Raw genomic sequence first — 26,312 nt, forward strand, 5'->3', positions numbered from 1 at the left:
GGGCCCGCACCCGCTTGAGCGCGCTACGGCAGCAGCGTGAAGCCCGACTCGTTGCGTGTGCGGCCAAGCGCAGCGAGCGAGATCTGCAGGAATCCCATTGCCTCAAGCTCGCGGGCGCGGGGGAGCGGGCCCGCGTCCACCGCGCGCATGCCCGCAGCTTCGACAAGCTGCGCGACCGCGATCTTCGCCTCCGCGTAGTCGCCCGCGTACAGCACCGTGGTGGGGGTGGTGCCGTTCGTGCCGCTCGCGAGCGTGTCGCCCAGGTTCACATTGAACGCCTTCACGACAGCGGTGCCCGCGGGCAGCTGCCGCGCCAGCTCGGAGGCCGTCGACTCGCGCCCCGGCAGGGCGAGCGGCGAGTAGGTGCTGAAGTCGATCGGGTTGCTGATGTCGACCACCACCTTGCTCGCCAGACGATCGCGATACTGCTCGATGATGCTCGGGTACGCGACGAACGGCACGGCGAGCACAACGAGCCCTCCCGTCAGGTCCTCGCCGAGCGCGCTGTACGTGACGCCCGGCCGGTCGCCCGAAGAACTCAGTGTGCTGCGGCGCAGGATCTGCGTGTCCCACCCGGCACGCGCCGCCACTTCCGCGATCGCCGCGCTCATCTTGCCGCTGCCAATAATGCTGATCGAGGTCATGCGACCGCGCTCCCTTCAAACCGCGCGAGCGCCTGTTCGGCGACCTTCTGCGCGTCGTAGTCGAACACCGCACTGCGGCGGAAGTCGCGTCCCACCCGCAGGTCTGCATCGCGCTTCGAGAGATCGGTGAACTCGTGCTGCGCATCGAACATCCAGCCGGACCGCCGGGAGCCGTGCTGCAGGATCGCGGTGCGCTGCATGCGCACAGCGGTGTAGCGGCGGAACGCCTCAGGGATGTCGGCAACGGTCTGCGTGGCCTTCAGGAACGTGGCGAGAGCCATGCTGTCTTCGATCGCCTGGTTAACGCCCTGCCCCTGGTGGGGGAGCATCGTGTGCGCGGCGTCGCCGAGCAGCACAATAGGCCCGCGCGACCAGTTGGTCAGCGGCTCGTGATCGAACAGCCCCCACCAGAACGTCTGGTCGATGGCGCCAATGAACTCCTTCAGCTGGGGATCCCAGATGTCCGACGCGTACTCGGCTGCGAGCTCGCTCACCTCGGCCGGGCCCGACCACGGGCCGTGCAGCGGCCGGTCGCTCGGCACGCCCGCGACGAAGTTGAAGAGCTTGCGCTGCTGCAGCGGGTAACACATGAAGTGGCGCTGATCGCCCATCCACACCTGGCTGATCATGGGCCAGTCCGCGGGCAGACGCGACGCGTCGACCACACCGCGGTACACGATGTAGCCGGAGTACACGGGCTCGGGGAACTGACCCACCGACTTCCGCACGACGGAGTGAATGCCATCGGCCCCCACCACCGCGTCGAACTCTTCGGTGACGCCGTTCTCGAACTCGAGACGCACCCCGGCGCCCGCCTCGTGCACGGCGGCCAGCTTGTGGCCGAGGCGAATGGTGGCGGGGGCCACCTCGGAGGCGAGGACGTCGATGAGGTCGGGCCGGTACATGCCGATGTTGCGGTACTGCTTCGCCGAATCCTCCCACGCCGCATCGGTGACGAGGTCGCCCATCGACCCCTGGTAGACACCATGCCCATCGGGCACCGCGCCCGCGTTCCGCACGCGCTCGAGCACACCGAGAGCATCGAGCACGCGCTGCGCGTTCGGCGCGACGGTGACGCCCGCGCCCACCTCGCCGAGCTTGCTCGCCTGCTCAAAGATGGTCACCTCGACGCCGGCGATTCTTGTCAGCGCGATCGCGGCCGTGAGACCGCCCATCCCGCCGCCAATAATCGCGACTCTGGTGGATTGACTGACCATGATGACTCCTTCGAACTGCTGGTCAACGGGTGTGCGCAAGCTCGCGTGCGGGCGCGGGCTGCGAGAACATGGTGGCGCCGGTGGCCTGTTCGGCCTCGTGGTCCGGGCCGAGCGGAATGCCGGGCCGGTCGCGCAGGCAGAGCGTCGCAATACCGCCGAGCAGCGACGCGGCGAGCAGGTAGCCGGACACGGCCGCGGTGGAGCCGGTGGCCTCGAGTAGCATCTGCGCGATCAGGGGCGCAAAGGCGCCGCCCAAGATGGCGCCGAGCGCATACGTGATCGAGACGCCCGAGAAGCGGATCGACGCGGGGAAGATTTCTGAGTACCACGCGGCGAGCGGGCCGTAGGTGAGGCCGAGGCTCGTGGAAATGAGCACGAGCGCGGTGTAGAGCCCAGCGAGCCCGCCGCTGTCAACGAGCCAGAAGATGGGAAACACGATGGCGGCCTGCAGTGCGAAGCCGATGAGGAAGGTGGTGCGGCGGCCGATCCTGTCGGCAAGATACCCGGCGAGAAGGGTCGAGAAGAACCACAGGAATGCGGCGACCGAGGCGGCGACGAGCACGGCGGTCGTGTCAATGCTCTGCACGTTGATCGCGTAGTTGTTGAGGAAGCCGCCCGTGGTCATGTACCCGAGCGCGCCGTTGCCCGCGAAGACGAGGGCGGCGAGGAGCACGAGGTGCCAGTGGTTCTTGAACAGCTGCACGATGGGCACGCTGCTCTGTTTGCCGCGCTCGGCGATTTCGGTGAACACGGGGCTCTCCTCGACCGAGCGGCGAATCACAAACCCCACAACGATGAGCACGATGCTCACGAGGAATGGAATGCGCCAGCCCCACTCGAGGTACGCGGCGCCTGGGGAGATCACGCCCGTCATGAGCGCGGTCACGCCCGAGGCGAGCAGGAAGCCGAGCGGCACCCCGAGCTGAGGCCAGGACCCCGCGCGGCCGCGACGATCGGCGGGAGCGTGCTCGACGGCCATAAGCACGGCGCCGCCCCACTCGCCACCCGCGGAGAGCCCCTGCAAGATGCGGAGGACGAGGAGGAGGATGGGAGCCGCGATCCCGATCTGAGCGAATGTGGGCAGCACGCCGATGAGCGTGGTGGCTGCGCCCATGAGCACGAGTGTGATGACGAGCACCGCGCGGCGACCGATCACGTCCCCGAAGTGGCCAGCGAGGAACGCGCCGAGCGGGCGGAACAGGAACGAGATGCCCACGGTGGCGAGCGAGAGCAGCAGGCCAATCTCCTTGCCCGCGGGCTCGAAGAACAGCTGCGCGAACACGAGGCCGGCGCTCGTGGCGTAGATGAAGAAGTCGTACCACTCGATGGTGGTGCCGATGATGGTGGCAAACGCGACCCTGCGAAGCGAGGTGGGCGCGCCGGAGGCGGGTGTGGACATCGTGATCCCTAACGTCGTTGTCGGGCGTGAATGTGGTGGTGCGGGCAGGCCGGTGAGCGGCTTCCCCCAGGGGGCGGGAAGACGCTTCCTCTCAATGGTGGCGGCGATGTCTCTGTGTGTAAATCACAGTAATATGAGGAACAAATTTGGTATGATGAAAGAATCAGATCGGGATCGGGGTGGCTATGAGTGACGTGAGCCTGCGCCAGCTGGAGCTGTTCGCTGCGCTGCCGAACTTCACCACGCTGAGTGCCGCGGCCGCCCACCTGCATATCTCTGAGTCGGCGCTGTCGCAGGCGATCACGGCGCTCGAGCGCGCGGTGGGGGAGCAACTGTGCGTGCGGCGCAAGGCGCGCGGGCTGACGCTCACGCCAACCGGGGTGGAGTTCGCGCGGCAGGCGCGGCAGATCGTCACCGACACCCGGGAGCTCGTGCTGAGCGCCGGGCGCGGGGAGGAGCTGCGTGGGCCCGTGAAGCTCGGGTGCTACTCGACGTTCGCCTCGAACGTGATGCCGTCGCTGCTCGAGGAGTTTCCGAAGCGGCATCCGGGCGTGCAGATCGAGATTATGGTCGGCACGAACGAGCAGCTGCTCGCCGCGCTCGAGGGCGGGCGGCTCGACGTCGCGCTCGTGTACGACGTGTCGCTGCCCACCGGCCTCCGGAAGCGCAACATCTACGGCACGCAGCTCGAGGCCCACCTGCACCCCGAGCACCCGCTCGCGCGGGCCGAGGCGCTCGACCTTGCAGACCTCGCCGACGAGCCGTACATCCAGTTCGACGCGACCCCGGGCACAACGAACGTGCTCGACGCGTTTGCCGCGCGCGGCCTCGAACCCGTGATCGCCGCGAGCGTCACCGAGATCGGGCTCGTTCAGGCGCTCGTGGCGCGCGGTCTTGGCTACGGCCTGCTCATGTCGCGGCCGAACCTCGTGCCGCTCAGCCTTGAGGGAAAACCGATTGTCACTCGGCGGCTCGACCCGCCCGTCACCGTGTCGCATGTGGTGGGCATCTGGCCGCGGGACGCCTGGCTCACGCCGCGGGCATCGGCGCTGCTCGACTTCGCGGAGGAGACGTTTGGGGCGTCTGATCCGCGCTCAGAGTAGATCATCAGATGTACTTTAGGCTAGCCTTGGCCACGGAAATTCCCACCGCTAAGGAGCCTCATGTCTTCGCACCACCCCCGCATCGCGCGCCGCTCGCTCGGCGCGCTCGCCGCACTCACTGCCGCAGCGTTCGCGCTCACGGCCTGCGCGGCGTCGCCCTCGGCCACGGAGGACGCGGGCGGGGGAGCAGCCTCGGGTGACGGGGTATTCCCCGCGAGCGTCGAGCATGTGTACGGCACGACCGAGATCCCGGCCGAGCCCACGAAGGTGGCCACGATCGGCTGGGGCAGCTTTGACGCGGCGATCGCGCTCGGCGTGGTGCCCGTGTCGATCGGCAAGGCAACCTTCGGCGGCGACGCCGAGGGCTTCCTCCCCTGGACGAAGGAAGCCGTGGAAGACGTAGGCTCGGAGCTCCCCGCCCTGCACGATGAGCTCGACGGCGCACCCTACGAGGTGCTCGCCGACGCCGGGGTCGACCTGATCCTCGGCACGAACTCGGGAATGAGCGAGCAGGAGTACACGACGCTCAGCAAGGTCGCCCCCACCGTCGCCTACGAGAAGACCCCGTGGGGCACCCCGTGGCGCGACAACACCCGTATGGTCGGCGAAGCGCTCGGCAAGCCCGAGGCAGCTGCGAAGCTGATCGCCGACACGGAGAAGTTCACCGACACCGAGATGGCGAAGTACCCGGAGGTTGCGGGCAAGACCGCCATGGTGATCTGGGTGGACGCGAAGGATCCCGGCAAAGTTCAGTACTACACGCCGAACGACACCCGCCTCCAGTACCTCACCGACCTCGGCATGACGATCGCCCCGTCGATCGAGAAGCTCTCGGAGGGATCCGAGGAGTTCGTCTCCACCATCAGCGCCGAGGAGGCCGACAAGCTCGACGCCGACCTGGCCGTTGTGTTCGTGCAGGGCGGCGGCGACCTCTCCACGCTGAAGAACGATCCGCTGCTCAGCAAGATCCCCGCCGTCGCGTCGGGCGCCCTCGCCTACGTTGACGACGACGCGCAGCTCATGGCCATCTCCTCGCCCACCCCGCTGTCGATTCCGTGGGCGCTGCCGGCCTACGCGAAGCTGCTCGGCGAGGCCGCCGCGCAGGTCAAGTGACCCGCACCACCACCGCACCGAACCGGGGCGAGGAGCGCCGCCGTGCGCGCCTCGCCCCGGTCTGGGTGGTGGGCATTGCGATCGCGGCGGTTGCGCTCGCCGCAGTGCTCTCGCTGACCATCGGGGTGCGCGATGTTCCGCTCGCGTCCGTGTGGGCCGCGCTGACCGTTGGCGACACGCAGAACATCGACCAGGCGGCCGTGCTCGCTCGCATCCCCACTACCGTCACCGGCCTCGTCGTCGGGGCCGCGCTCGGCGTGGGCGGCGCGCTTATGCAGGGGATGGCGCGCAACCCGCTCGCGGATCCCGGTCTGCTCGGGGTGAACGCCGGCGCCTCGCTCTTCGTGGTGCTCGGCATGAGCCTCCTGGGGCTGGAGGCACCGCTCGCCATCGTGTGGTGCGCCCTCGCTGGAGCCGCGGTCGCCGTGCTTGTCGGCTACGGTGCCGCAAGCGCGAGCCCGTCGGGCGCGACGCCCGTGACGCTCGCGCTCGCGGGTGCGGCTGTTGCGGCGATCGCCGCCTCAGTGATCTCCGCGATCCTGATCACTGATCAGTCCACCCTGGAGAGCTTCCGCTTCTGGCAGATCGGCTCGCTCACCGCGGGCAACCTCGGCACCATTGCGCAGCTCTCGGGCTTCCTGGGGGTGGGCGCAGTCGTTGCGCTCCTCTGCGCGGGCGGACTCAACGGGCTTGCGCTCGGCGACGACGTCGCGCTCGGGCTCGGCGTGCGCGTTGGGCTTGTCCGCACGCTCACCGCGCTCGCGGTCGTGCTGCTGTGCGGCACGGCGACCGCCATTGCGGGCCCCATCGCCTTCGTCGGCCTCGCCGTACCCCACGCGGTGCGCCTCATCGCAGGTAGCGACTATCGCGTGGTCGTGCCGCTCTCCGCGCTCACCGGCGCCGCGTTCCTTCTTGTGTGCGACGTGGTGGGGCGACTGATCGCGCGCCCCGGCCTCATCGAGGTGGGCATCGTCACCGCGGTGATCGGCGCCCCCATCTTCATCCTGCTCCTCCAGCAGCGGAAGGCGGTGGGACTGTGAGCGAACAGCTCGCCACGCGACTGCGTGGATCCCGATCCGCGCGCGTGCGCCGCGATGCACTCGTCTGCGCAGCCCTCGCGCTCCTCATCCTTGCGCTCATGGGCGTCTCGCTCGTGTGGGGCAACTCCGTCACGCCCCTCGGCGACGTCTTCCGCGTGATCGCGGGAGAGGAGGTGCCCGGCGCCTCGTTCGTGGTGGGGGAGCTGCGCGTGCCGCGCACCCTCGGTGCGCTCGCCGCCGGTATGGCGTTCGGCCTCGGCGGCACGCTCTTCCAGACCATGCTGCGCAACGTGCTTGCGAGCCCCGACGTGATCGGCATCTCGGCCGGCGCGAGCGCGGCCGCCGTGATTGCGATCGGCCTCTTCGGGGCATCCGGTCTGGTGGTTTCGGGTGTCGCGGTGCTCGGCGCGCTCGGTGCCGCCCTCATCGTGTGGGTGTGCGCGTACCGCCGCGGGCTCTCGGGCATTCGCTTCGTGCTCGTCGGCATCGCGGTGGCGGCCGCGCTGCAGGCGGTGATCAACTACGTGCTCACCCGCAGCGACGTGAAGGGCGCGCAGGACGCGGTCGTGTGGATGACTGGGTCACTGAGTCGCAGCCTGTGGGATCAGCTCGGCCCCACCCTGCCCGTGCTCGCCGTGCTCATCGCCGCGGGGCTGCTCGCCGCCTCCCGACTGCAGACCCTGCGTCTCGGCGACGACACCGCGGCGGCGCTCGGCGTGCGCGTCCAGTGGGCGCGGCTCGGCATCATCCTCTGCGGCGTGCTGCTGATTGCCGTGGCCACCTCGCTCACCGGTCCGATCGCGTTCGTCGCCTTCCTCGCTGGTCCGATCGCCATGCGGCTCGTGCGGCGACCGGAATCCGTGCCGATCACCGCGGCGCTCGTTGGCGCGCTCCTGGTGCTCGGTGGCGACGTGGTGGCCCAGCACCTCGCGCCGGCGGTGCTGCCCGTCGGCGTGGTGACGGGCATTCTCGGCGCCCCCTACCTCCTGTTCCTGCTCATGAGAGGACGCACCCGCGTATGACTCACTCGCTTCACGCACGCGAACTTGTTCTCGGTTACGACGCGGAGCCCATCATCGATGGGCTCGACCTCGAGCTCCCCGGCAGCGGGGTGACCATGATCGTGGGCGGCAACGGCTGTGGCAAGTCGACCCTGCTGCGCGCGCTCGCCCGGCTCTTGCGCCCGCGCGAGGGATCGGTGCTGCTCGACGGGCAGCAGATCTCGCAGCTGTCCACCAAGCAAGTGGCGCGCATCATCGGCCTGCTGCCGCAGGCGCCCATTGCGCCCGACGGCATCACCGTCGCCGAGCTCGTGGATCGCGGGCGCACCCCACACCGTGGTGCACTCGGTCGACGCGGCACGGGTGACGACGCGGTGGTGGCCGAGGCGCTCGATCTCACGGGCATGAGTGAGTTTGCGGAGCGCGGGGTCGACGAGCTCTCCGGCGGCCAGCGGCAGCGCGCGTGGGTGGCCATGGCGCTCGCCCAAGAGCCAGACATTCTGCTGCTCGACGAGCCGACCACCTACCTTGATCTCGCCCACCAGGTGGACGTGCTCGAACTGCTCGTGCGCCTGTCACGCGAGCGCGGCACCCAGGTAGTCGTGGTGCTGCACGAGCTGAACCTCGCCACCCGCTACGCGGACCACCTGATCGCCATGTCGGGCGGTGCGATCGTGGCGCAGGGCCGCCCTGCAGACATCATCACCGTGGAGCTGGTGCGCGAGGTGTTTGGGCTCGACACCGTGATCTGCCCCGACCCCGTCGCGGGCACCCCGATGATTGTGCCCGTCGGTTCGGCGCGGAGCGCCGCATGAGCGGGCTCGGTGCGTACCGCCTGTTCCGGGTGCGGGTCATCTCCGCGGAGTGGGTGACGCCCAGCTTTGTGCGGGTCACGTTCACGGGCGAGGACCTCGCGGACTTCGGGTTTGTGGGCATCGACCAGCGGGTCAAGCTCCTGCTGCCCGATGCGCAAGGGGTGCTGCCGGAATTGCGCGGCAGCGACGACTGGTACGCGGCGTGGTGTGCGCTGAGTGCCGCCGAGCAGCCGCCCATGCGCACTTACACTCCGCGCATGCTGCGGCCAGCCGACCCCACGACAGGCACACCTGCGAGCGTTGTCATCGACTTCGCGTGGCACCCCGACCCTGGGCCCGCGGCGGCGTGGGCGGCGCGTGCGCAGCCCGGCGACATCGCGGCCATCGTCGGCCCAAACGGCGCGTACTCCGCGACCACGCGCGCGGTCGGGTGGCTGCCGCCCCGCGACGCGAGCCAGCTTTTGCTCGTGGGCGATGAGAGTGCGCTGCCCGCAATCGCGGCGATCCTCGAAGACATCGATGCGGCTGCCGTGGTGCGCGTGATCCTCGAGCTGGGCGATCCCCGCGACGCTGCGCTGCTGGGCGACACGAGCGGGGTGACGGTCGAGGTCCACGAGCGCGGCGAGCGGCACTACGGGGAAGCGCTCGTCGCCGCGGTGCAGGCGCTCGATGACCCCGCGTTCCACCCGGCTGCGCGCGCTGAGGCGGCGCCGACGGCCCGCCCCGAGCTCGAGGACGTCGACCTTGAAGCGACGGTGCTCTGGGAAGTGCCCGGCCTTGACCCGAAGACGGGAATGCCCGCAGAGAACGACGCTCGCTCGGCCCGCGCTTACGCCTGGCTGGCGGGCGAGGCCGACGCGATCAAGCGCATCCGTCGCGAACTCGTAGCCGAGCGCGGCATGCCGCGCGACGCGGTGGCGTTCATGGGGTACTGGCGCTTCGGTCGCGCCGAACGCTAGCCCGCGCTCGGAGAACTCACAGCTCAGCGAGCAAATCGCGCACCTTTAGCGCCAGCTTGCGTCTCCTTGGTGCGCGGGCCCTCTGCTTTCAGCGCGGGGCTTGTTAGCGTGCTCGCATGAAGACATCTGGACCGAGATCTTTGCGGGGCGCCGAGCGGCGTCCCGCAACCACGCGCCGAGCGGTGACACCCCCCGGAAACGCCACCGCAGCAGCGTGGGCGACGCCGAGCACGGCGCCCGCGAAGATCTCACTGGCCGCGGAGTACCGCCTCATGCTGGAACAGGAACGGCAGGCCTACGCAGGCTCCCACCAGGACCCGGACGCAGCATCCGCGAAGTGAGCAGAACGCGCACTTTCAGCGCCACCTTGCGACACCTTCCGGGCGTGCCCTGGTCGACCCCCCATCGCCCTTGTTAATTTTTTCGGGTGAAAGCATCTGAAACAAGATCATTGCGCGCCACGGGGCGACTCCTCGCACTGCTGCTCGGAGTCGGCCTGGTCGGGGCGGCGGCCCCCGCAGCCTATGCTGCCTCAGCACCAAAGCCCATCACTCTGAGCGAAGAAGCTCCCGCAGGAACCACCCAGGTGTGGGCGGACCTCGAGGGCGCGGATCCTGCAGATGTTGAGCTGGTGCTTACCTCCGGCACCGCAGCACCGCAGACCGCCACCTGGGCACCTACCGTTTCCGGCGCCGGCTTCCGCGCTGCCGCGGTGCCGGGCAAGCTGACCGCCACGGTCACCGCCACCGACGCAGCGCTCGCGACGAAGCCTGTGCTCGCGCTCACCTTTGCCGACGAGGCTGGTGCCGTGCTCGATGCCACGCGCATCGAACTGAAAAGAGAGTCCGACGGCTCGGGCACCGATGGTTCAGGTACCGACGGATCCGGCACCGATGGTTCCGGCACCGACGGCTCGGGGACTGACGGCTCTGGGACTGATGACGCTGGCACCGGGGGAGCGAAGCCGGGAAGCTCCGGCGGAAAGGGCAGTGGGCCCCTCGCCACCACGGGCGACAGCACGCTCTTCTCAATTGGGATCCTGGCCGCACTGCTGCTGCTCGGCGGCGGCGCAGCGTTCGCCATCCGCACCGCACAGACGCGACGCGCTCTGGCCGCTGACACCACCGACACCAAGGAGCCGCGCGCATGAGCCCGAAGCCGACGTTGAACCGCCTGCTCGCTGCGACCGCGGCGGTCGCCCTTGCGGGTGGATTCGCCACCGCGGTCGCATCACCCGCGCTCGCCATGCCCTCCGACCTGCGCGAGGTGGCCGCAGCGAAAGACATCTTTACCCCCGTTTCTGACCGCCTGCCCGCGGCGGAGAGTTCGCTCGGCTGGGGCGCAGGGCTCAGCGCCACCGCTGGCGCTCGGGTGCTGCTGCCCGGTCTTGCAGACGGGAATACCGGCGCTCTCGTTCGTGTGTCGCTCGCCGCGTCTGACGCGCCACGCACCGTCTTCACCGGCACGGCAGAGCAGCCAGTTGCGATCCTCACCGTGCCCGCGGGCGAGGCAGCATCGACCACCTCGCTGCTGCGCATCACGGACGGCACGGCGCCCCTCTGGGCGTCCGCGAACACCGACGCGCGCATCGAAGTGATCGCCGGCCTTGCGGGCAGCGCACCGCGGATTGGCGAAGACGGGACCCTGCTCGAGGCGGGCACCCCGGGCTCCACGATTACGCTCGACGCCCCGGTGACTCGAGCCGACAGCGAGATCGGTCTGGGCGGCGCAGGGATTGCGCCCGGCCGCCCGATGGAGATCGGTGTGACCGGTGAGGGCGGCGTGCCCACCACCGATGTGCGTGCGGTGTACGCGGCGCTCACGCTCGACCTGCAGCGCGCAGCGAACGTGACCCTGGACGGCGCCACACTGCACCTCCCCGCTGGCATCACCTCGCTCACCACCGTGGTAACGCCGGACGAGCAGGGGCTTATCCGCGCGGAGATCGACGGGGGCGACGCGCAGCTGCGCATGGACGTGCTCGGGTGGATGCCGAACGCCGACGAGTTCCATTCCCAGGTCAACGTGACGGGTGGCTTCGACCTCGCGAGCGATCGTGACGTGGAGTTCACCACGACCGTGGGACCGCGTGCTGCTGAGGTGCCCATTGGTGACACCAGCGAGGGTGGCTACGTCCTCGTGCTCGCGCAGGCAACGATAGGAAGTGAGCTCGCGCTGCTCGATTTCGGCGCAGCACCGACGGGTCGCCCGACGGGTGCGGTGGTTGATGCGGCGGCGGGTGCGATCCCGCAGCTGCTGCTCGCTCCGGCAAGCGAGGTCGAGCGGCTGCACCTCAACCGGGGCACCGCCGATGTCGGCCTGCACCTGATCGGTGAGTATCTGGGCGAGGCGACACCGGGTGCGAACACCGCGAGTGCTGTCGTGATCGACTCGCAGCGGAGTGGTGCTGCGATCGATCTCAACGAGAACGGGTACTTCGAGCTGGCAGGCACGCTCAGCGCGGGCGACGAGAATGTCGACCGCGTCGAGATTGCGATCGCCGGTGTGGACGCCCCGGGGTTCAACCCGGCGGACTACCCGGAGGAGATCGGCCAGGATGGCTACATCGGCAACGCCGACGTGGTGGTCACCGACGACGGGAACCTGCGCTTCACCACCGACGTTGGCGCGCCTGTCGACGGCCGCTACCGTTACACCGTGACGCTCGTCGACCGTGCCGGGGCGCGCACTGCTACGAGTATTGAGCTGCAGATCACCGCGGTCACCGATGACGCTGCGACCGTGAGCGAGAACGCGCTCGTGGTGAATGGCGCGGACGGTCCGGTCATGGACGCCACGAGCGACCCGCGCGTGGTGCGTTTTGCGGAACTCCCCGCTGAGCTCGTGCTCGACAGCGTCATCGTGTCCCAGGCCACCCCTGGACTGCCGGATGGGTTCTTGGGACGCGTTGCGAGTATTGAGCTGCGCGGCACCGACTGGCTCGTCCGCACCACCGAGGCCGCTCTCGGCGACGTGGTGCTCAACGCCGCGATTGACGAAGAGCTCGAATTCAACGCCGACACAGTCGACCCCGACCTCGAGTCTCTTGCGCCGCTCGCCGGTGAGGCCGGTGACGATCCGCTTGAGGTGACGATCACCGACCCCGAGACGGGGGAAACCCTCACGCGCGACGATGTGACATACGAGAACGAGCGCGGAGGAACTGGTGAACTCGTCACGGGCGAAGATGCGGTCTTCGACCATGAGCCGAGCGGTGCCGCGGTTCTTGCGGAGGATACGGCTCGCGCTGGCAACTCGTGGGACAAGGCAGCCGCACTCGAGGTGAACCCGGTGTTCTACCTGCTCGTTGGTGACGGCGGCGGTAAGAGCAACGTGATCGTTCGTACGATGACGAACGCGAAGAAAGCAGACGTCGATAACATCTTGACCCGCATCACCGATCACCCGGTCGATGGGCTGTTCGAAGCCATGATCAGCGCGGAGGTGAAGGCAAAGGTCGATGTGCACATCGCGCTCGATATCACCCTGATCAAGAAGCTGAAGTATGTGCCCGTCGGCGTGCGCGTCAATGACTTCACCGTGCAGGCGGAAGTCGCCGCCGGCGTAGGCGTCGAGATCGCGGCGAACGGTTCCGCCAAGCGTGAGGTGACTCTCCTCGAGCCGCTGAAGCGCACCGAGACCGGGTCGTTCACCGTATACCTCGGCCCGATCCCAATCGTCGTGAAGAACTACGTAACGCTGACGATCGACGCGGAAGCGAACATCCAGGCGAACGTGCACGTGACGAACTTGCGTTATGACCGGACGATCATGCAGGGCTTTAGCTACAGTTCGGCGAATGGGATCACCACGATGGAAGGACAGAGCAGCGCGAAGATGACGCCGCCGACGGTCCGCGCACTGAACGGCAAGATCGCGCCTGAGATCTCCGGCGCCGTGGCTGTCGGGCCTACGCTGAAAACAGAGACGCTCATCTACGGCGTGGCCGGGCCGCAGCTGCTCGTGAAGCCGCGCGCCAACATTTCCGGCACTCTGACCGACACGGTCACGCCACCGAACGTGCATAACCTGAGCCTCGTCGCGCGCGCGTGGGCCTCAGCTGAGGCGAAGTTCTCGGGCAAGCTGCGCATTTACAAGTGGGACATCGTGAACATCAATGCGGCAACACCCAAGTGGGAGTGGGAGCTGTGGCGGCACACTTGGTTCTGGACGATTCGCGGCGGCTCGACGCCGCCGGTCGCACCGGCAGACCCCGCCGTATAGCGAGTGATTCAGCCGAGACGAAGGACCTCCGCATGACAACACACGATCAGCGAACGGGAACGGCGCAGGCCGTTGCCGAGCGCGGGCGATCCCGGGTGAAGCTCTACGTGATCCTCATTCTGAGTGTGCTCGCCGTGAACCTCGTGTTCTTCGTGCTGGGCGCCCTCGTGGGGGCCTGGCAGCCGAAGGCGTGGAGCCTGCAGATCATTGCCGCGCTTTCGCAGCTCAACCTGCTTGCCGCAGTGCTGCCGCGCCAGCACTGGATGGTCAACCTGCTGTCCTGGATAGCCACGCGTGCTCCTACCTCCTGGCCGCTCGCGCTCCGCTGGAAGCTCGCGCAGTACTATCACGTGGGCGGGCTGCATGTCGGCGGCGCGATCGCGAGTACCGCGTGGTACCTCGTGTACGTCGTGCTGCTCGCTCCTGCGTGGGCGGACGGCGAAGCGGGATACGATGATGTCTCGCTCGGGATCGCGTTGCTTGTGCTGACACTGCTCATCACGATTTGCGCGCTTGCCGCTCCGGGGTTCCGCACCCGCCACCATGATGTGTTCGAGGCTTCGCACCGCTTCGGCACGTGGACGGTGCTCGCGCTTGCCTGGACCAATGCGTTCGTGCTTGCCAAGTTGCAGGCTCCCGTGCGCACGCTTGGGGAGGCGCTCCTGACCTCGCCGATCTTCTGGATGCTTGTCATCTCGACGTCACTGGCCATCTGGCCGTGGCTGCTGCTCCGTCGCGTGGCGATCTCGGTTGAAAGCCCCTCGCCACACGTGGCGATCGTGCGCCTGGACCATGGCTTCGTGCCACCGGTTGGTACCACGCGAGCGATCAGCCGCTCGCCGCTATTTGGGTGGCACCCCTTCGCCTGTGTGCCCGCACCGGCCGGTGAACCTGGGTACCGCATGGTCATTTCGCGCGCCGGCGGGTGGACCTCGAAGTTCATCGATGAGCCGCCCACGCACGTCTGGGTGCGCGGAATCCCCACCGCCGGGGTCGCGAACGCGAAGCGGCTCTTCACACGCGTGCTCTACGTCGTCACGGGGAGTGGCATCGGCCCGGTGCTCGGCCACCTGCTCACCGACACCCAGGGAGCGCGCCTCGTATGGGTCACAAAGGCGCCGCGTGAGACCTACGGCGACGCGCTCTACACGGAGGTGACGACTGCGCAGCCGGAGGCGGTGATCTGGAACACGACCGAGAATGGGCGCGCGGATGTCTTTGAGTTGACGCTTGAGGCGTTCCACGATTCAGGGGCCGACGCGGTGATCTGCGTGTCGAATAAGGGCGTGACTGACCGGGTGGTCGATGAGTTCGGCCGCCGCGGTGTGCCCGCGTTTGGTCCGATCTGGGACTCCTAAGAGTTCACAGCGGCGGTGGGAAGGTGAGCGCGGTCCCACCGCCGTCGCAGCGCGAGCGCGCCCCACGCGAGCAGCGCGCCGATGAGTGCACCGATCGAATTCGCGAGCCAATCGTTCGTCGAGCAACTGCGCCCGAGCGCGGGGAGGATCGCCTGCGCCGTCTCGATGAGGGCTGACGCGAGGCTTCCCAGGAGTGCGACGGTGAGCGGGCGTCGGATGAACAGCGCACCGAGGAACGCGATCGGGACGAACAATACGACGTTTGCGAACGGCTCGACCGCTCGGGGAACGGGAACTGACCACTCCACGAGACACCCGACGGCGAGCGTGCGCCCGGTGGGGGTGAACACGAGCGCTAGCGTGGCGACAATTGCCAGCGCGAAGAGCGTGACGAGCAGCGAGCGGCGCTCAACGAGCCACGCGCCGAGGAACGGGCTTGCGAGCGCGAAGGCAAGGAATGCCGCGGGTACGAGCCACGGATACTCGACCAGAAACGTCGCGAGCATACGGTGCACTTTCTGTCCAGGGCAGGCGGGCTGCTCTGCCGGCCAGCGAGGCGCAGAGCTGACGGTACCGTAGCAGGTTACTGGCTAGCGCGAGCTGTGCGGCGCCCGCTAAGCGAGCAACGGCGCGAGCTGCTCGGCGACGAGGAGCAGGCCGATCCCGATCATGGAGACGCCCGCCACCCGGGTGATGAGGAGGGCCGCGCGGGGACGGGCGCCGAGCACCCGACGTGAGCCGTGCGCAATCGCAAAGTAAATGACAATGATGTTGGCGACGTATAGCAGGCCGAGCACGAACATCTGGGCTTCGGGCCGCCACGGGGTCGTGGCCGAGGTGAACTGGGGGAGCACCGCGAGGAGGAGCAGCAGTCCCTTCGGGTTGAAGCCGCTCACACCCGCGCCGCGCAGAAACTGTGTGAGGAAGCTGCCGCTTGGCGCAGCGGCGGTGTCACCAAACGCCTGCGCCGGCCCACGGAGCGTGCCCACGCCGAGGAAGACCAAGTAGGCGGCGCCCAGCACCGTGAGGGCGGTGAGGATGATCGGGAAGGCCGTGATGAGCGCGCCCGCGCCCAGCGACAGCACCGTCACCATGACGATGTAGCCGGACGCCATTCCCAGCACAGACGGCACGACGGCGCCCGATCGGAGACCCGTCGAGATCGCAAACGCCCAGTCGGGTCCCGGGGTGAGCGCGAGCAGTACGGCGACGGCCCAGAACTGCAATACGAGAGTGCCATCCATTGCGTCTCCGCTCCACTGAGCGGGGCACCGTGTTGCCCCGCGTGAAGACTGTACGGAGAATCTCACGAAATGTGCTTCGCTTCTTCGCGGGAATCGCGGGAATCACTGGCAGAATCTCCTACATGGACAAGCTTGATCGGGAGATTCTTGCAATTCTGCAAGAGGACGGGCGCATCACGGCCACCGACCTCGCCGCGCAGGTGGGTCTCAGCCTGTCGGCATGCCACCGACGCTTGAAGGAGCTGGAGCGCTCCGGCGCGATTCTTGGCTACCGTGCGATTGTTGCCCCCGAATCAGTGGGGCTTAGCTTCGAAGCGATCGTGTTCGTCACGATGCAGCACACCGCGCTCGAAGTGATCGCATCGTTCGAGGCGGCGGTGACGGAGATGCCGAGCATCGTCGAGGCGCAGCGCCTGTTCGGGCAGCCCGACTACCTCCTGCGGATCCTCGCGCGAGATCTGGCGGACTACCAGGAGTTCTTCGACACGACGCTCACGGGCCTGCCCGGGGTGCAGCGCCTCACCTCGACGATGGTCATGAAGCAGATCGGCGAGGAGCGGGCGGTGCCGATCCCGTAGCCTCAGCGTGCGCGGTTCACCCGCCCCTCGTCCCACACGGGCTTCGCGGATTCTACGACCTCGCCGTCCTCCTGGAAGACCCAGAACCGGTCGAAGTCGCGCGCGAACCAGCGGTCGTGCGTCACCGCGATGACGGTGCCCTCGAACGCAGCGAGCGCCTGCTGCAGCGCCTCCGCCGACTGCAGATCGAGGTGGTCGGTGGGCTCGTCAAGCAGCAACAGGGTCGCCCCGCCCAGTTCGAGCAGCAGGATCTGGAAACGCGCCTGCTGGCCACCCGAGAGCGAGTCGAAGGCCTGCTCGGCCGACTGCGCCAGCTCGTAGCGGGCCAGCGCGCGGGCTGCCGCTTCGCGATCCCGCCCCGCTCGATGCTCGTCACCACGATGCAGGATCTCGAGCAGCGTGCGCCCCGCGAGGTCCGGGCGCCGCTGCGTCTGCGCGAACCAACCCGGCCGAACTCGGGCTCCCAGGCGGGCAGAGCCCGTGTGTGCAACCGGCTCGATCTCCAGGTCGCCCACCGGCTCGTGTTCCAGATCGGGATCGCTGCCGCCGGCCGCGAGCAGTCGCAGGAAGTGAGATTTCCCCGAACCATTTGAGCCGAGCACGGCGACGCGATCACCAAACCAGGCTTCCGCGTCGAACGGGAACATGAGGTCGGTGAGCTCGAGCTGCTCGCAGATCACCGCGCGCTTGCCCGTGCGGCCACCGGCGAGCCGCATCTCGAGGCGCTGCTCGCGCGGCTGCTCGTGCGGTGGACCGGCCTCCTCGAAGCGCGCGAGGCGCGTCTGTGCGGCGCGGTAGCGCGAGCTCATGCCGTCGTTGTATGCCGCCTTCTCTTTGTACATGAGCACGAGTGCCTTGAGTTTGGCGTGTTCCTCGTCCCATCGGCGGCGCAGCTCGTCGAGTCGTTCGAAGCGCGCGTCTCGCGCAGCGTGGTAGCTCGCGAAGCTGCCGGGATGGATCCAGGCGGTGCTGCCTGCTGCACCGAGTTCAAGCGTTGCGATTGCGGTGGCCGAGCGTGCGAGAAGCTCGCGGTCGTGGCTGACGAAGAGGACCCCTTTGCCGGAGGCGCGCAGCTGATCCTCCAGCCAGCGCTTGCCCGGCACATCGAGGAAGTTGTCGGGCTCGTCGAGGATAAGCAGGCCGTGCGGGCCGCGGATGAGTGCCTCCAGCACCAGTCGCTTCCGCTCGCCGCCCGAAAGCGTCTCGATGGGGCGGCTTGCGGCTCGCTCAAAGGGGAGTCCCAGCGCGGCCTGCGTGCAGACGTCCCAGAACACCTCGGCGTCGTAGCCACCGGCCTCGCCCCAGGCGACGAGTGCGTTCGCGTAGGCCATCTGCGAGGCCTCCGAGCCGGTCTCGGCCATGCGGCGCTCGGCCGCTTCGAGCCGCTCGCTCGCCTGCTGAATCTTCGGAGCGGAGACATCGAGCAACAGCTCGCGCACCGAGGCTCCGGTGAGGAACTGGCGCATCACGCCGAGCGAACCCGTGCGCGCAACCGCGCCGTCGTCGGGGGTGAGCTCGCCGAGCGCGATACGCAGCAGGGTCGATTTGCCTGCGCCGTTCGCGCCAATGAGCGCGAGACGATCACCGTCGCCCACGCGCAACGAGACGTTGTTCAGCAAAGGCCGACCGTCGGGAAGCGAGTAGCTGATCGCGGAAAGATCGAGATGGGACATCATTTCAGCTTACATCCCGGGCGTGGCGCAGTGCAGGCGTGTTGCCGATTGCGCAACCTTTTCCGGGATGCCGACGAGATCGGGTCTGGGTTTGTGCCCGACGCATCCGCGCGCAAGGATTGTGGGATGACCAGCACTCCGCCCGATCTGACACTTCGCCCGAGCGCCGGAGCAGGGGAGTACCCCGCGCTCGTTGAAATCTGGCGCAGCGCGGTGCGCGCCACCCACGATTTCCTTGCCGCGGAAGACTTTGCGCGAATCGAATCATTGCTCGCCGACGCGTACTTTCCGGCGGTCACGCTGACCGTCGCAGAGCGCGCCGGTGCGCCCGTCGGGTTCGCCGGGGTCGCCGAAGGCAACCTCGAGATGCTGTTCGTGGCAGATTCCGCGCGCGGAAGCGGGGTCGGCAGTGCCCTCCTTGCCCACGCGGTTGCAGAGCAGGGCGTGACGCGGGTGGATGTCAACGAGCAGAACGCGAGCGCGGGTGGCTTCTACCGGAGTCGGGGCTTTGTTCAGGTTGGGCGCAGCGAACTCGACGGCGATGGGCGCCCGTACCCGATTTTGCACCTCAAATTGGCGGGCGTGCCCTAGCTCGCCGCTCGGCGCGCCATTGCGCGCAGAAAAGGTGCAGTTCGCGCACTGCGTGGGGGATCCGTGGGGGCGCATCGACGCGCGCGCCTAATCTTTGGACATGATTCAGTTTTCTCCACGTCCCCGATCCATCGCACTGCTCGCAGCATCGACGCTCGCGCTCAGCTGCGTGAGCCTTGCAGCAGCGGGCCCGGCCATGGCGGTTCCGCTCTCGCAGGAGGCTCAGCAGCCCGTGGCCACTCCCTCAGCCTGGGACGGGAGGGCTCCGCAGCCTGCGCCCTCGGAAACCGTGACGACACTGCGCGTAAATGCGGCGCCCACGACCTTTGGTCAGCCGCTTATCCTGTCTGCTGCGGTAGAGCTGCTGGGGCCCGCCATGGTAATTGGCAAGTCGATCGACTTCTACCTCGACGACACGAAGATCGGCACGAGCGTGCTGCTGATCCCAGAGGGCCCCACGAAGTACGGGGCGCTCTTCCCGGTGACATTCACCCCGCAGGCAGGGACCCACACGCTGACCGCTCGCTTCGCGGGGAGCGAGAGCGATATTCCGGGTCTTCCGAATGCACTGCCCTCGATCAGTGAGAGTGCGACGATCGTTGTCGCCCAGGCACCGACGCAGACGACCATTCTCGAGGCCCCCACCTCACCCGCAGCGTTCGCGCCCATCGACGTAGTGGCCCGTGTCTCCTCGTCGGCGTCCGGTGTCGCTGGCACCGCGGTGCTGCTCGCCGACGGTTCTCCCGTGCAGACCGAGACTCTGGCGGCAGACGGCACCGTCCGTTTCGAGCAGGCGGAGGTGCCATGGGGTGTGAATGAGCTGACCGTTGCGTACACGGGCGACGTCTCAGGCAACTGGGCGAACTCGACGTCGGCGGCGGTCTCCTATGGTGCGCGTGAGATCGGAACGAGTGCGAACCTCAGCCTCTCCACGCACCAGCTTCGCGCGATTGACACAGTGACCGCTGAGCTTGAGGTCCGCGCAGACGGGCTGGGTGCGCGCATCGATCCCCGTGGCGGAATCGAGATCCTCGTTGACGGCGAGGTCTTCTACGCGGAGGCATCGAGCGACGACCGCGACGCGACACCGGGCGATGGCATCTCGCGCTTCGAGGCATCGCTGAGCGGGCTCACCCCCGGACCGCACCAGGTATCGGCGCGCTACCTGCCGGCCCCCGGTTTCGGCGGTGCCGAGATCGCGCCAGTGGAGCTGAACGTTCGTGCCGTGGAGACAGTCCTCACCCCAGCCAAGTCTGAGCTGCACGGCACCCCGGCGCACCCGGCGACGGTCGACGTGACGGTGGCTCTTGCGGAGGAGGAGCCTGGCACCGACCCCGTCCCAGAGACCGTTGCGACACGCCGCGTCGCGAACGCCGCTCCTGCCGATGCCCTGCTGCCCAACGGAACCGTGCAGGTATTCGTGGGCGATGAGCCGCTGGGCGATCCGTTCGTTGTGACCGACGGTGCGGGAACCGCGGAGCTTGCCGGCCTGCCCGTTGGGACCCATGTGGTTGACCTGCGATTCATCCCGGCTGAGCAGGGCCTGCTGCGCAGCTCAGCCACGGTGACTGCGACCATCGCTGCGGACGAGACTGACGGCGGCACCGACGGCGAAACTGACGGCGAGACCGATGGTGGCACCAACGGCGGATCCACGGTGACGCCTAAGGCTCCGGGCAAGACGACCGGGAGCGCACTTGCGAAGACCGGCGGTGCGGAGCAGAGCGGGATCCTGCTCGGCGGTGCCGCGCTGCTCCTTGGCGCCGGTGCGGCGTTCACCCTGGCTCGCACCCGCCGACGCAACTCCTAGCGCGGCTCTCGCGGTGCTGCGTTAGCGCAGCACCGCGATGCCGAGCGAGGCGAGCACGCCGAACACGACGCCCCAGACGATGATCGAGATGATCTGCCACACGATCACCTGGTTCTTCGACGCACCGAACGACACCATGGCGGCGGAGGTGATCTGACTCGGCAGGATGAGCTGACCGAGCAGGCTCACACCGGGCACGCCGAACTGGTCGAAGCGTTCCTTCAGCTTTGCGCGGCGAGGGCTGAGCGGCTTTGCCTCGCGCCCCTTGGTGGCCTGCGAGCGCACACCATGCGCGGTCAGTACGCACACGAGCATTGACACGATGTTGCCGAGTACGGCCACGCCGATGGCCACGACCGGGCTCAGCCCGATGATCACGCCGATGGCCGAACCAAAGTACGACTCCACAAACGGAATTGCCGAGACGAGCAGCACTCCCAGCCACTGGAGCACCTCGGGGAGCGAAGCGGTGAAGTCTTGGAGCGTGGTAATCATGAGGGCCTTTCGGTCGAATTGATGGTGATTCCATCGTCTCGATTGGGATCGCTGGCGCCCAGTGCCACCGTGTCACGCGTTCGTATGAGTCGTACATCACCCGGGCATGACATCTGTCACAGCCTGCGGTCTCGGCGGTAGCCGCGGGGCTGCGCCGCCTAGGCTGGGAGCGTGTCTGAACCCACCATCACTCCACCCCCGGGCGCCGGTGTCACCGCCACCTGGAATTACACGCTCGGCTCGATCGTGTTTCTCTTCCTCGTGATCGACCTCTGCATCGTCGGGGATGCGCTCATGCGACTCTCGACGAGCCGCAGCCCCGTGCTCCTTGCATTTCTCGTGCTCATCGTCGTCGCTGCGGCGGTGCGACTGCGGTTCACCTGGCTGCTCCGCGATGCGGCGACCGCGGGCCTTCCGCCGCGTGGGTGGACAATGCTGCTCTTCGCTTCGGCCGGAGCATCGTGGCTGCTGTCGTTGGCTGACCCGAGCATCGCAGTGTTCGCGGCGGCGCAGCTCTGGTTCTCGGGTTCGATCTTCGCTTGCTGGCTGCGCCGGCCGACCCGCTGGGTTGTGCTGCTCGGATTCCTGCTGCTCACGCTGATGCCCATACTGTGGCACCAGGTGCGCGTACCGGGGTCCATTCTGCTCGACGCCGGTCCGCTGCACTGGATGGTGGCGTTCTACGGTCTCCTGCTGCCCTTCATGCTGCTGACGAGCCTGTGGATTTGGCAGGTGGTGCGACAACTGGACGAAGCGCGGCACCTCGCCGCAGACCTCGCAGTAACGCAGGAACGGCTCCGCTTCGCCTCTGATCTGCACGACATTCAGGGGCACCACCTGCAGGTAATCGCTCTGAAGGCCGAGCTCGCCGAGCGCACGCTTGAGATCGCTCCTGCTCAGGCGGCCGCGCAGGTGGGGGAGATCCGGCTCATCGCGAAGGAGGCGATGGAAGAGACACGAGCGCTCGTCGCGGGGCTCCGCGAGGTGGGTCTCACCGAGGAGCTGGAAAACGCGAGCGACGTGCTGACGCTCGCGGGGGCCGAGTGCCGCTTGACCGTGACCGGTATGCCCGCGGATCGTGAACTGCAGCGGGTGCTTGCGTTCGCCGTACGCGAGGCGACGACGAACATCCTCCGCCACGCGAGCGCAACCGAGACCGAGTTGACGCTCACACAAGCGCGCGGCGGGTACCTCCTTATCGTGGTGAACAATGGAGTCGTCGTCGACGCCATGGCGGTTCAGCGCGGCACGGCGGGCTCGGGGCTTGCCGGGCTGCGCGAGCGGCTCGCAGCGGTGGGTGGCACGCTCACCGCCGGCGTCACCGAGCACGCGGTCGCGGGCGAGGCCGGGCCCGGCATCCCCACCGCCCGGTTTGAATTGACGGCCTGGGTGCCGAAGGGAGGCGCGCGATGAGCGCAATAGAGAACGGTGAAACGGTCCAGCCGATCCGCCTGCTGATTGCTGACGACGAACACCTCATTCGGGGCGCGCTCGAGGCCCTGCTCGGCCTGGAGCCCGACATCGAGGTGGTCGCGGGCGCCGATGACGGGGAGCAGGCCGTTGCGCTCGCGCTCGAGCTGCGACCGCGCATCTGCCTGCTCGATCTCGAGATGCCGCGCGCCGACGGCATCGAGGCGGCCGAGCGCATTCTCGCGGCGCTGCCCGGGACTCGCGTGATCATCGTCACGCGGCATGCTCGTCCTGGCGTGCTCCGTCGCGCGCTCGCCGCACAGGTCACGGGCTTCGTGCCGAAGTCGACGCCGGCGGGCGAGCTTGCTGATGTGATCCGTGACGTCGCGGCAGGCAAGCGCTACATCGACCCGGAGATCGCTGCTGCGGCGCTGACCGCGGAGCGCTGCCCCCTCACGGAACGGGAACTCGACGTGCTCCGCGCCACTCGGGGCAGCCGGGGCTCGGCGAGTGTGCAGGAGATCGCGGAGCAGCTCTTCCTCTCGTCGGGAACCGTGCGCAACTACCTTTCCGCGGCGATCACGAAGCTTGGGGCAACGAACCGACACGATGCCGCGGAGCACGCCTGGCAGCAGGGCTGGATCTAGCGGCGAACCGCGGTCACGCCAACCCCGGCCGAAAGAACGGCGACTGCCGCCGCGAAGATGATGCCCGCCGGGCGGAGGCCGATTGCGTTGGTGAGGAGCCCAACGCCGATCGCGGGCAGCGCGAGCATCGTGTACAGCCCTGCGAAGAACGAGGACGACACTTCGCCACGGTGCTCCGGGGCCACGCTGCCGACTGTCGTGGCGAGTCCGGCGTTCATACAGATCCCGCCCGAGACGCCGAGAACGGCAGCAGCGATGAGGAGCGGAATGGCGTTCGTTCCGGTGAGCGCGAGCGTGAGAAGACCTGCCGCAATGACAAGCCCGCTGCAGCCGATCGGCAGCGCGCGGTGTGGGCGCATGTGACCCGCGATGAGCTGCCCCGCAGCCATGCCCGCGAATGCGAGAAACACGACGAGGCCAGCAAGCGCGTGGTTCTCGACGCCCAGTTCGCGTGAGAGGAAGAGTGCAGACACCGCGGTGAGTACCCCGGTGACGGCAAAGCCGCTTCCCGCGCCGAGCACCGCCCGGACGAAATCGCCGCGGACTTCTCGCGGCACACGAAGGCGCTGCGGGCGAAAGCTGGGGCGGTGCGTGATCACGTGGCTGGGCGTCCACGCGAACAGCCCAACGAACGCGAGCGCGCAGAGCGTGAGATGCACTGCGAACGGGGTGAAGAGCGGCTCGCTCGTGAACTCGGCGATGAGGTCAGCGCCGAGCGTGCCAATAGCGAGGCCGCCCGTGTTTGCGATCACCGCGAGCGACCCCGCAGCGCCACGGCGATCGGGCGGGAAGAGATCGAGCACCGCCGCGGTGCCGGCGCCGCTCATGAGGCCCGCGCCCAAGCCGGAGACGACGCGTGCCGCCAGGAGCAGCGGTATCGACGGTGGCAGGGGGAAGAGCACAGCGCTCGCGAACGCGAGTGCAACGGCGGTGAGGAGCACGGGCCGCCTGCCGATCTGGTCGGAGAGCTTTCCGAAGAGGAGCAGCGCGGTGACAACGCCGACGGCGTAGACCGCGAAGAGCACGGTTACGGTGAGCGGTGAGAAGTGCAGTTCGGCAGCGTACAGCGTGTACAGCGGGGTGGGCACCGTGGTGCCGAGCATGGTGACCGTGAACGCGAACGCGGTCGCCGCGATAGCGCGCGCCGCTCGACCGCGTGCGGCGGGGGTTGGAGTAAAGGACATCTGCTTCCTGACTATCGATACATTGTGTCTCGAAATGAACGTAACACATTACGGGGCACCCTGTCCTGATACTGTTGCCCATCGAGGCATGGTGTCTCGATATTGCGAGAGGAGCGAGATGGGTACGGCGAAGCAAGTGGTGGCCGCGAGTGGGGCGAGCGGGGGTGTCGAGCTCTCGCCAATTTCGGAGGTGCTGGCTCGGTTTGCGGCGGGCGAGGTGGTGCTGGTTGCAGATGATGATGCGCGGGAGAACGAGGTGGATGCGATCGTGGCCGCCGAGCTGGCAACCCCGGCGACGATCGGGTGGATGGTGCGCTACACCTCCGGGCTGCTCTGCGCGCCAATGACCGCGGAGCGTGCGGACGCCCTCGGGCTGCCGGCCATGGTGGAGCGAAATGAGGATCCGCGCGCTACGGCCTACACGGTGACCGTTGATGCCCGGGCGGTCGTGGCGACCGGCATCTCGGCGGGCGACCGAGCGTGCACCGTGCGTGTGCTCGCCGACCCGGATACCGGCTCCGTCGATCTCATTCGCCCGGGGCACGTGCTGCCGCTCCGCGCGCACCCGCTCGGCACTCGCGGGCGCGGCGGCCACACTGAGGCGGCTGTTGATCTTGCCCGCATGGCGGGCCTGGAGCCGGTAGGGGTGCTCGCGGAGTTGGTGGATGACCTGGGGGAGATGCTCCGTCTGGGCGATGTGCTCGCGGGTTCGGTGTTTGCCGGGATGGCTGTGACAACCGTGGCGGAGATTGCGCGCGCGAGTCAGTCTCGGTAGTCGCCAACGCCGGCGCGCCAGTGGCCCTGCGCGTGCGGGCTCGCGAGCTCTCGTTCGCGGAGGGCGCGGCGCGCCTCCCTCGCGGCGCTTGCCTCTGCAGCAAACCACGCGGCGCTGCCGGGATGGATGTCGAGCATGTGGGTGGCGGCCGCGAGTTGTGCACCCGGCACCTCGCCGCTCTCGCGCGTGGGCCACACGATCTCCGCGTGTTCGGGGGCGGTGAGCTCCTGCCGGCCTCGCTCGTCGCCGCTCAGGCGGAGGCGGAGCATGTGTTCGGTGGGGTGTTCGCGTGCGGTCACGACGACGTCGCGGAGAGCGGGGCGCATAGTGGTCGAATCTTTTCGGGTCACCGTGTCCCGTAAGCGTATCCATGACAGTTCCGATGCAGCAAGTCTCGAAAATGGTACGCTCGACTCATGGCAGACCACCCGCGCCCACTGGGGCGACCGCGCAGCGAAGATGCTCGGCTCGCCGTCCTTCGCGCCGTTGACGACATGCTTGTTGCGGACGGCTATGCCGCGATGACCATGAAGGGCATTGCCGAGCGCGCCGGTGTGGGGCGCCAAACGGTGTACCGCTGGTGGTCCTCGAAGGCTGAAATTCTGCTCGAGGCGAGTGCCGCAGACGCGGCCCGAGAGCTCACGGTTGAACCCGGGGTCGATGCCGAGACTGAAGTGGCGGCGTTTCTGCGGGCGCTCGCGGCGTTCCTCACAGTGTCGGATGCGGGGCTTGCGTACCGTGCCCTGCTGGGAGAGGCGCAGCATGATCAGAAGGTGGCCGAACTGCTCCGCGGCACGGATGTGCTGGGTGATGCGGCCCGCGCGGTGATCCAGCGGGTGCAGGTGGAGGGGGCGATCCCTATCGAATCTGACCCGGGGGCGCTCGCCGCCGGCCTCGTGGGTCCGCTGGTGTTCCGCATCCTTGCCGAGGGGTGGCGCGCCGACGATGCTGAGCTGCTGCGTATGGCGCAGCGCTTTCTGCGTGGCCTGCGGTAGTTTTCGGATGGCCCGCCCTGAGGCGCGGGCAGCGCTC

The 26,312-nt window shown here is 68.1% G+C and carries 26 protein-coding genes; 17 read left to right on the top strand and 9 right to left on the bottom strand.

Annotation, left to right across the window (positions count from 1 at the left end; genetic code table 11):
• Positions 1-23: 23 nt before the first annotated feature.
• Genes ACR81A_RS03415 through ACR81A_RS03425 form a run of 3 tightly spaced genes read right to left on the bottom strand, consistent with a single transcriptional unit; the run spans position 24 to position 3,260 of the window.
• Positions 24-644 (bottom strand): NADPH-dependent F420 reductase, encoded by a 621-nt coding sequence (locus ACR81A_RS03415; protein WP_440312605.1) that lies wholly within the window; start codon positions 642-644, stop codon positions 24-26.
• Positions 641-1,861: an FAD-dependent oxidoreductase gene (locus ACR81A_RS03420; RefSeq protein ID WP_440312606.1), complete on the bottom strand. Its 1,221-nt coding sequence runs from the start codon at positions 1,859-1,861 to the stop codon at positions 641-643. The genes ACR81A_RS03415 and ACR81A_RS03420 overlap by 4 nt, the downstream gene beginning before the upstream one ends.
• Positions 1,862-1,883: 22 nt before the next feature.
• The gene (locus tag ACR81A_RS03425; protein ID WP_440312607.1) at positions 1,884-3,260 is read right to left on the bottom strand and encodes an MFS transporter; all 1,377 of its coding nucleotides are present in this window, start codon (positions 3,258-3,260) and stop codon (positions 1,884-1,886) included.
• A 185-nt stretch (positions 3,261-3,445) separates the two neighbouring features.
• Between ACR81A_RS03425 and ACR81A_RS03430 the strand changes: the two genes are divergently transcribed.
• The 10 genes from ACR81A_RS03430 to ACR81A_RS03475 all read left to right on the top strand — a co-directional run bounded on the left by ACR81A_RS03430 (position 3,446) and on the right by ACR81A_RS03475 (position 14,873).
• Entirely contained in the window at positions 3,446-4,363 is a 918-nt protein-coding gene (locus ACR81A_RS03430; protein WP_440312608.1) for a LysR substrate-binding domain-containing protein, read from the top strand.
• A gap of 60 nt (positions 4,364-4,423) precedes the next feature.
• Positions 4,424-5,476, top strand: a complete 1,053-nt coding sequence (locus ACR81A_RS03435) for an iron-siderophore ABC transporter substrate-binding protein (RefSeq protein ID WP_440312609.1) — start codon at positions 4,424-4,426, stop codon at positions 5,474-5,476.
• Positions 5,473-6,516, top strand: a complete 1,044-nt coding sequence (locus tag ACR81A_RS03440) for a FecCD family ABC transporter permease (protein WP_440312610.1) — start codon at positions 5,473-5,475, stop codon at positions 6,514-6,516. The genes ACR81A_RS03435 and ACR81A_RS03440 overlap by 4 nt, the downstream gene beginning before the upstream one ends.
• Entirely contained in the window at positions 6,513-7,538 is a 1,026-nt protein-coding gene (locus ACR81A_RS03445; protein ID WP_440312611.1) for a FecCD family ABC transporter permease, read from the top strand. Before ACR81A_RS03440 ends, ACR81A_RS03445 begins: the two co-directional genes overlap by 4 nt.
• Positions 7,535-8,332, top strand: a complete 798-nt coding sequence (locus ACR81A_RS03450) for an ABC transporter ATP-binding protein (protein ID WP_440312612.1) — start codon at positions 7,535-7,537, stop codon at positions 8,330-8,332. Before ACR81A_RS03445 ends, ACR81A_RS03450 begins: the two co-directional genes overlap by 4 nt.
• On the top strand, positions 8,329-9,291 hold the full coding sequence (locus tag ACR81A_RS03455) for a siderophore-interacting protein (protein WP_440312613.1): 963 nt from the start codon (positions 8,329-8,331) through the stop codon (positions 9,289-9,291). The genes ACR81A_RS03450 and ACR81A_RS03455 overlap by 4 nt, the downstream gene beginning before the upstream one ends.
• Before the next feature lie 116 nt (positions 9,292-9,407).
• Positions 9,408-9,632, top strand: a complete 225-nt coding sequence (locus ACR81A_RS03460) for a hypothetical protein (protein ID WP_440312614.1) — start codon at positions 9,408-9,410, stop codon at positions 9,630-9,632.
• 86 nt (positions 9,633-9,718) lie between these two features.
• Positions 9,719-10,441, top strand: coding sequence for a hypothetical protein (locus ACR81A_RS03465; RefSeq protein ID WP_440312615.1), 723 nt, complete (start codon positions 9,719-9,721; stop codon positions 10,439-10,441).
• Positions 10,438-13,515: a hypothetical protein gene (locus ACR81A_RS03470; RefSeq protein WP_440312616.1), complete on the top strand. Its 3,078-nt coding sequence runs from the start codon at positions 10,438-10,440 to the stop codon at positions 13,513-13,515. Before ACR81A_RS03465 ends, ACR81A_RS03470 begins: the two co-directional genes overlap by 4 nt.
• Positions 13,516-13,547: 32 nt before the next feature.
• On the top strand, positions 13,548-14,873 hold the full coding sequence (locus ACR81A_RS03475; RefSeq protein ID WP_440312617.1) for a hypothetical protein: 1,326 nt from the start codon (positions 13,548-13,550) through the stop codon (positions 14,871-14,873).
• Here the strand turns inward: ACR81A_RS03475 and ACR81A_RS03480 are convergent.
• Together ACR81A_RS03480 and ACR81A_RS03485 are read right to left on the bottom strand one after the other, a co-directional pair.
• Entirely contained in the window at positions 14,870-15,379 is a 510-nt protein-coding gene (locus tag ACR81A_RS03480) for a VanZ family protein (RefSeq protein ID WP_440312618.1), read from the bottom strand. The genes ACR81A_RS03475 and ACR81A_RS03480 overlap by 4 nt on opposite strands.
• 108 nt (positions 15,380-15,487) lie before the next feature.
• Positions 15,488-16,117 carry a LysE family translocator gene (locus ACR81A_RS03485; RefSeq protein WP_440312619.1) on the bottom strand — a complete coding sequence of 210 codons (630 nt, stop codon included), beginning with the start codon at positions 16,115-16,117 and terminating at the stop codon, positions 15,488-15,490.
• 122 nt (positions 16,118-16,239) lie between these two features.
• Here ACR81A_RS03485 and ACR81A_RS03490 point away from each other — a divergent pair, with 122 nt between their 5' ends.
• Positions 16,240-16,695: an Lrp/AsnC family transcriptional regulator gene (locus tag ACR81A_RS03490; RefSeq protein WP_440312620.1), complete on the top strand. Its 456-nt coding sequence runs from the start codon at positions 16,240-16,242 to the stop codon at positions 16,693-16,695.
• 2 nt (positions 16,696-16,697) lie between these two features.
• Here ACR81A_RS03490 and ACR81A_RS03495 read toward each other — a convergent pair whose 3' ends face one another.
• Positions 16,698-18,368 carry an ABC-F family ATP-binding cassette domain-containing protein gene (locus ACR81A_RS03495; protein ID WP_440312621.1) on the bottom strand — a complete coding sequence of 557 codons (1,671 nt, stop codon included), beginning with the start codon at positions 18,366-18,368 and terminating at the stop codon, positions 16,698-16,700.
• Between the two features lie 126 nt (positions 18,369-18,494).
• Here ACR81A_RS03495 and ACR81A_RS03500 point away from each other — a divergent pair, with 126 nt between their 5' ends.
• Together ACR81A_RS03500 and ACR81A_RS03505 are read left to right on the top strand one after the other, a co-directional pair.
• Positions 18,495-18,959 carry a GNAT family N-acetyltransferase gene (locus ACR81A_RS03500; RefSeq protein ID WP_440312622.1) on the top strand — a complete coding sequence of 155 codons (465 nt, stop codon included), beginning with the start codon at positions 18,495-18,497 and terminating at the stop codon, positions 18,957-18,959.
• A gap of 100 nt (positions 18,960-19,059) precedes the next feature.
• Positions 19,060-20,769 (top strand): Ig-like domain-containing protein, encoded by a 1,710-nt coding sequence (locus ACR81A_RS03505; RefSeq protein ID WP_440312623.1) that lies wholly within the window; start codon positions 19,060-19,062, stop codon positions 20,767-20,769.
• 21 nt (positions 20,770-20,790) lie between these two features.
• Here ACR81A_RS03505 and ACR81A_RS03510 read toward each other — a convergent pair whose 3' ends face one another.
• On the bottom strand, positions 20,791-21,264 hold the full coding sequence (locus ACR81A_RS03510; RefSeq protein WP_440312624.1) for a hypothetical protein: 474 nt from the start codon (positions 21,262-21,264) through the stop codon (positions 20,791-20,793).
• A gap of 171 nt (positions 21,265-21,435) precedes the next feature.
• On the opposite strand from ACR81A_RS03510, the gene ACR81A_RS03515 reads away from it, so the two are divergent.
• Both ACR81A_RS03515 and ACR81A_RS03520 read left to right on the top strand, forming a co-directional pair.
• Positions 21,436-22,677: a sensor histidine kinase gene (locus ACR81A_RS03515; protein WP_440312625.1), complete on the top strand. Its 1,242-nt coding sequence runs from the start codon at positions 21,436-21,438 to the stop codon at positions 22,675-22,677.
• The gene (locus ACR81A_RS03520; protein WP_440312626.1) at positions 22,674-23,321 is read left to right on the top strand and encodes a response regulator transcription factor; all 648 of its coding nucleotides are present in this window, start codon (positions 22,674-22,676) and stop codon (positions 23,319-23,321) included. Before ACR81A_RS03515 ends, ACR81A_RS03520 begins: the two co-directional genes overlap by 4 nt.
• Here the strand turns inward: ACR81A_RS03520 and ACR81A_RS03525 are convergent.
• Positions 23,318-24,505: an MFS transporter gene (locus ACR81A_RS03525; RefSeq protein ID WP_440312627.1), complete on the bottom strand. Its 1,188-nt coding sequence runs from the start codon at positions 24,503-24,505 to the stop codon at positions 23,318-23,320. The genes ACR81A_RS03520 and ACR81A_RS03525 overlap by 4 nt on opposite strands.
• A gap of 118 nt (positions 24,506-24,623) precedes the next feature.
• Here ACR81A_RS03525 and ribB point away from each other — a divergent pair, with 118 nt between their 5' ends.
• On the top strand, positions 24,624-25,280 hold the full coding sequence (ribB, locus tag ACR81A_RS03530; protein ID WP_440312628.1) for a 3,4-dihydroxy-2-butanone-4-phosphate synthase: 657 nt from the start codon (positions 24,624-24,626) through the stop codon (positions 25,278-25,280).
• Here ribB and ACR81A_RS03535 read toward each other — a convergent pair.
• Positions 25,268-25,606, bottom strand: a complete 339-nt coding sequence (locus tag ACR81A_RS03535; protein WP_440312629.1) for an SIP domain-containing protein — start codon at positions 25,604-25,606, stop codon at positions 25,268-25,270. The genes ribB and ACR81A_RS03535 overlap by 13 nt on opposite strands.
• Positions 25,607-25,696: 90 nt before the next feature.
• Here ACR81A_RS03535 and ACR81A_RS03540 point away from each other — a divergent pair, with 90 nt between their 5' ends.
• Positions 25,697-26,275, top strand: coding sequence for a TetR/AcrR family transcriptional regulator (locus tag ACR81A_RS03540; RefSeq protein ID WP_440312630.1), 579 nt, complete (start codon positions 25,697-25,699; stop codon positions 26,273-26,275).
• Positions 26,276-26,312: the final 37 nt, after the last annotated feature.

This window comes from Leucobacter chromiireducens (assembly GCF_051993095.1).
In the GTDB taxonomy this organism is placed as follows: Bacteria; Actinomycetota; Actinomycetes; order Actinomycetales; family Microbacteriaceae; genus Leucobacter; species Leucobacter chromiireducens.

Excerpts from the sequence above, each read along its gene's own strand:
- ACR81A_RS03470 (WP_440312616.1), top strand. The coding sequence starts at position 10,438 with ATGAGCCCGAAGCCGACGTTGAACCGCCTGCTCGCTGCGACCGCGGCG.
- ACR81A_RS03425 (WP_440312607.1), bottom strand. The coding sequence starts at position 3,260 with ATGTCCACACCCGCCTCCGGCGCGCCCACCTCGCTTCGCAGGGTCGCG.
- ACR81A_RS03480 (WP_440312618.1), bottom strand. The coding sequence starts at position 15,379 with ATGCTCGCGACGTTTCTGGTCGAGTATCCGTGGCTCGTACCCGCGGCA.
- ACR81A_RS03525 (WP_440312627.1), bottom strand. The coding sequence starts at position 24,505 with ATGTCCTTTACTCCAACCCCCGCCGCACGCGGTCGAGCGGCGCGCGCT.
- ACR81A_RS03475 (WP_440312617.1), top strand. The coding sequence starts at position 13,548 with ATGACAACACACGATCAGCGAACGGGAACGGCGCAGGCCGTTGCCGAG.
- ACR81A_RS03420 (WP_440312606.1), bottom strand. The coding sequence starts at position 1,861 with ATGGTCAGTCAATCCACCAGAGTCGCGATTATTGGCGGCGGGATGGGC.
- ACR81A_RS03415 (WP_440312605.1), bottom strand. The coding sequence starts at position 644 with ATGACCTCGATCAGCATTATTGGCAGCGGCAAGATGAGCGCGGCGATC.
- ACR81A_RS03490 (WP_440312620.1), top strand. The coding sequence starts at position 16,240 with ATGGACAAGCTTGATCGGGAGATTCTTGCAATTCTGCAAGAGGACGGG.
- ACR81A_RS03540 (WP_440312630.1), top strand. The coding sequence starts at position 25,697 with ATGGCAGACCACCCGCGCCCACTGGGGCGACCGCGCAGCGAAGATGCT.
- ACR81A_RS03520 (WP_440312626.1), top strand. The coding sequence starts at position 22,674 with ATGAGCGCAATAGAGAACGGTGAAACGGTCCAGCCGATCCGCCTGCTG.
- ACR81A_RS03510 (WP_440312624.1), bottom strand. The coding sequence starts at position 21,264 with ATGATTACCACGCTCCAAGACTTCACCGCTTCGCTCCCCGAGGTGCTC.
- ACR81A_RS03460 (WP_440312614.1), top strand. The coding sequence starts at position 9,408 with ATGAAGACATCTGGACCGAGATCTTTGCGGGGCGCCGAGCGGCGTCCC.
- ACR81A_RS03505 (WP_440312623.1), top strand. The coding sequence starts at position 19,060 with ATGATTCAGTTTTCTCCACGTCCCCGATCCATCGCACTGCTCGCAGCA.
- ACR81A_RS03430 (WP_440312608.1), top strand. The coding sequence starts at position 3,446 with ATGAGTGACGTGAGCCTGCGCCAGCTGGAGCTGTTCGCTGCGCTGCCG.
- ACR81A_RS03450 (WP_440312612.1), top strand. The coding sequence starts at position 7,535 with ATGACTCACTCGCTTCACGCACGCGAACTTGTTCTCGGTTACGACGCG.
- ACR81A_RS03435 (WP_440312609.1), top strand. The coding sequence starts at position 4,424 with ATGTCTTCGCACCACCCCCGCATCGCGCGCCGCTCGCTCGGCGCGCTC.
- ribB (WP_440312628.1), top strand. The coding sequence starts at position 24,624 with ATGGGTACGGCGAAGCAAGTGGTGGCCGCGAGTGGGGCGAGCGGGGGT.
- ACR81A_RS03500 (WP_440312622.1), top strand. The coding sequence starts at position 18,495 with ATGACCAGCACTCCGCCCGATCTGACACTTCGCCCGAGCGCCGGAGCA.
- ACR81A_RS03535 (WP_440312629.1), bottom strand. The coding sequence starts at position 25,606 with ATGCGCCCCGCTCTCCGCGACGTCGTCGTGACCGCACGCGAACACCCC.
- ACR81A_RS03495 (WP_440312621.1), bottom strand. The coding sequence starts at position 18,368 with ATGTCCCATCTCGATCTTTCCGCGATCAGCTACTCGCTTCCCGACGGT.
- ACR81A_RS03455 (WP_440312613.1), top strand. The coding sequence starts at position 8,329 with ATGAGCGGGCTCGGTGCGTACCGCCTGTTCCGGGTGCGGGTCATCTCC.
- ACR81A_RS03485 (WP_440312619.1), bottom strand. The coding sequence starts at position 16,117 with ATGGATGGCACTCTCGTATTGCAGTTCTGGGCCGTCGCCGTACTGCTC.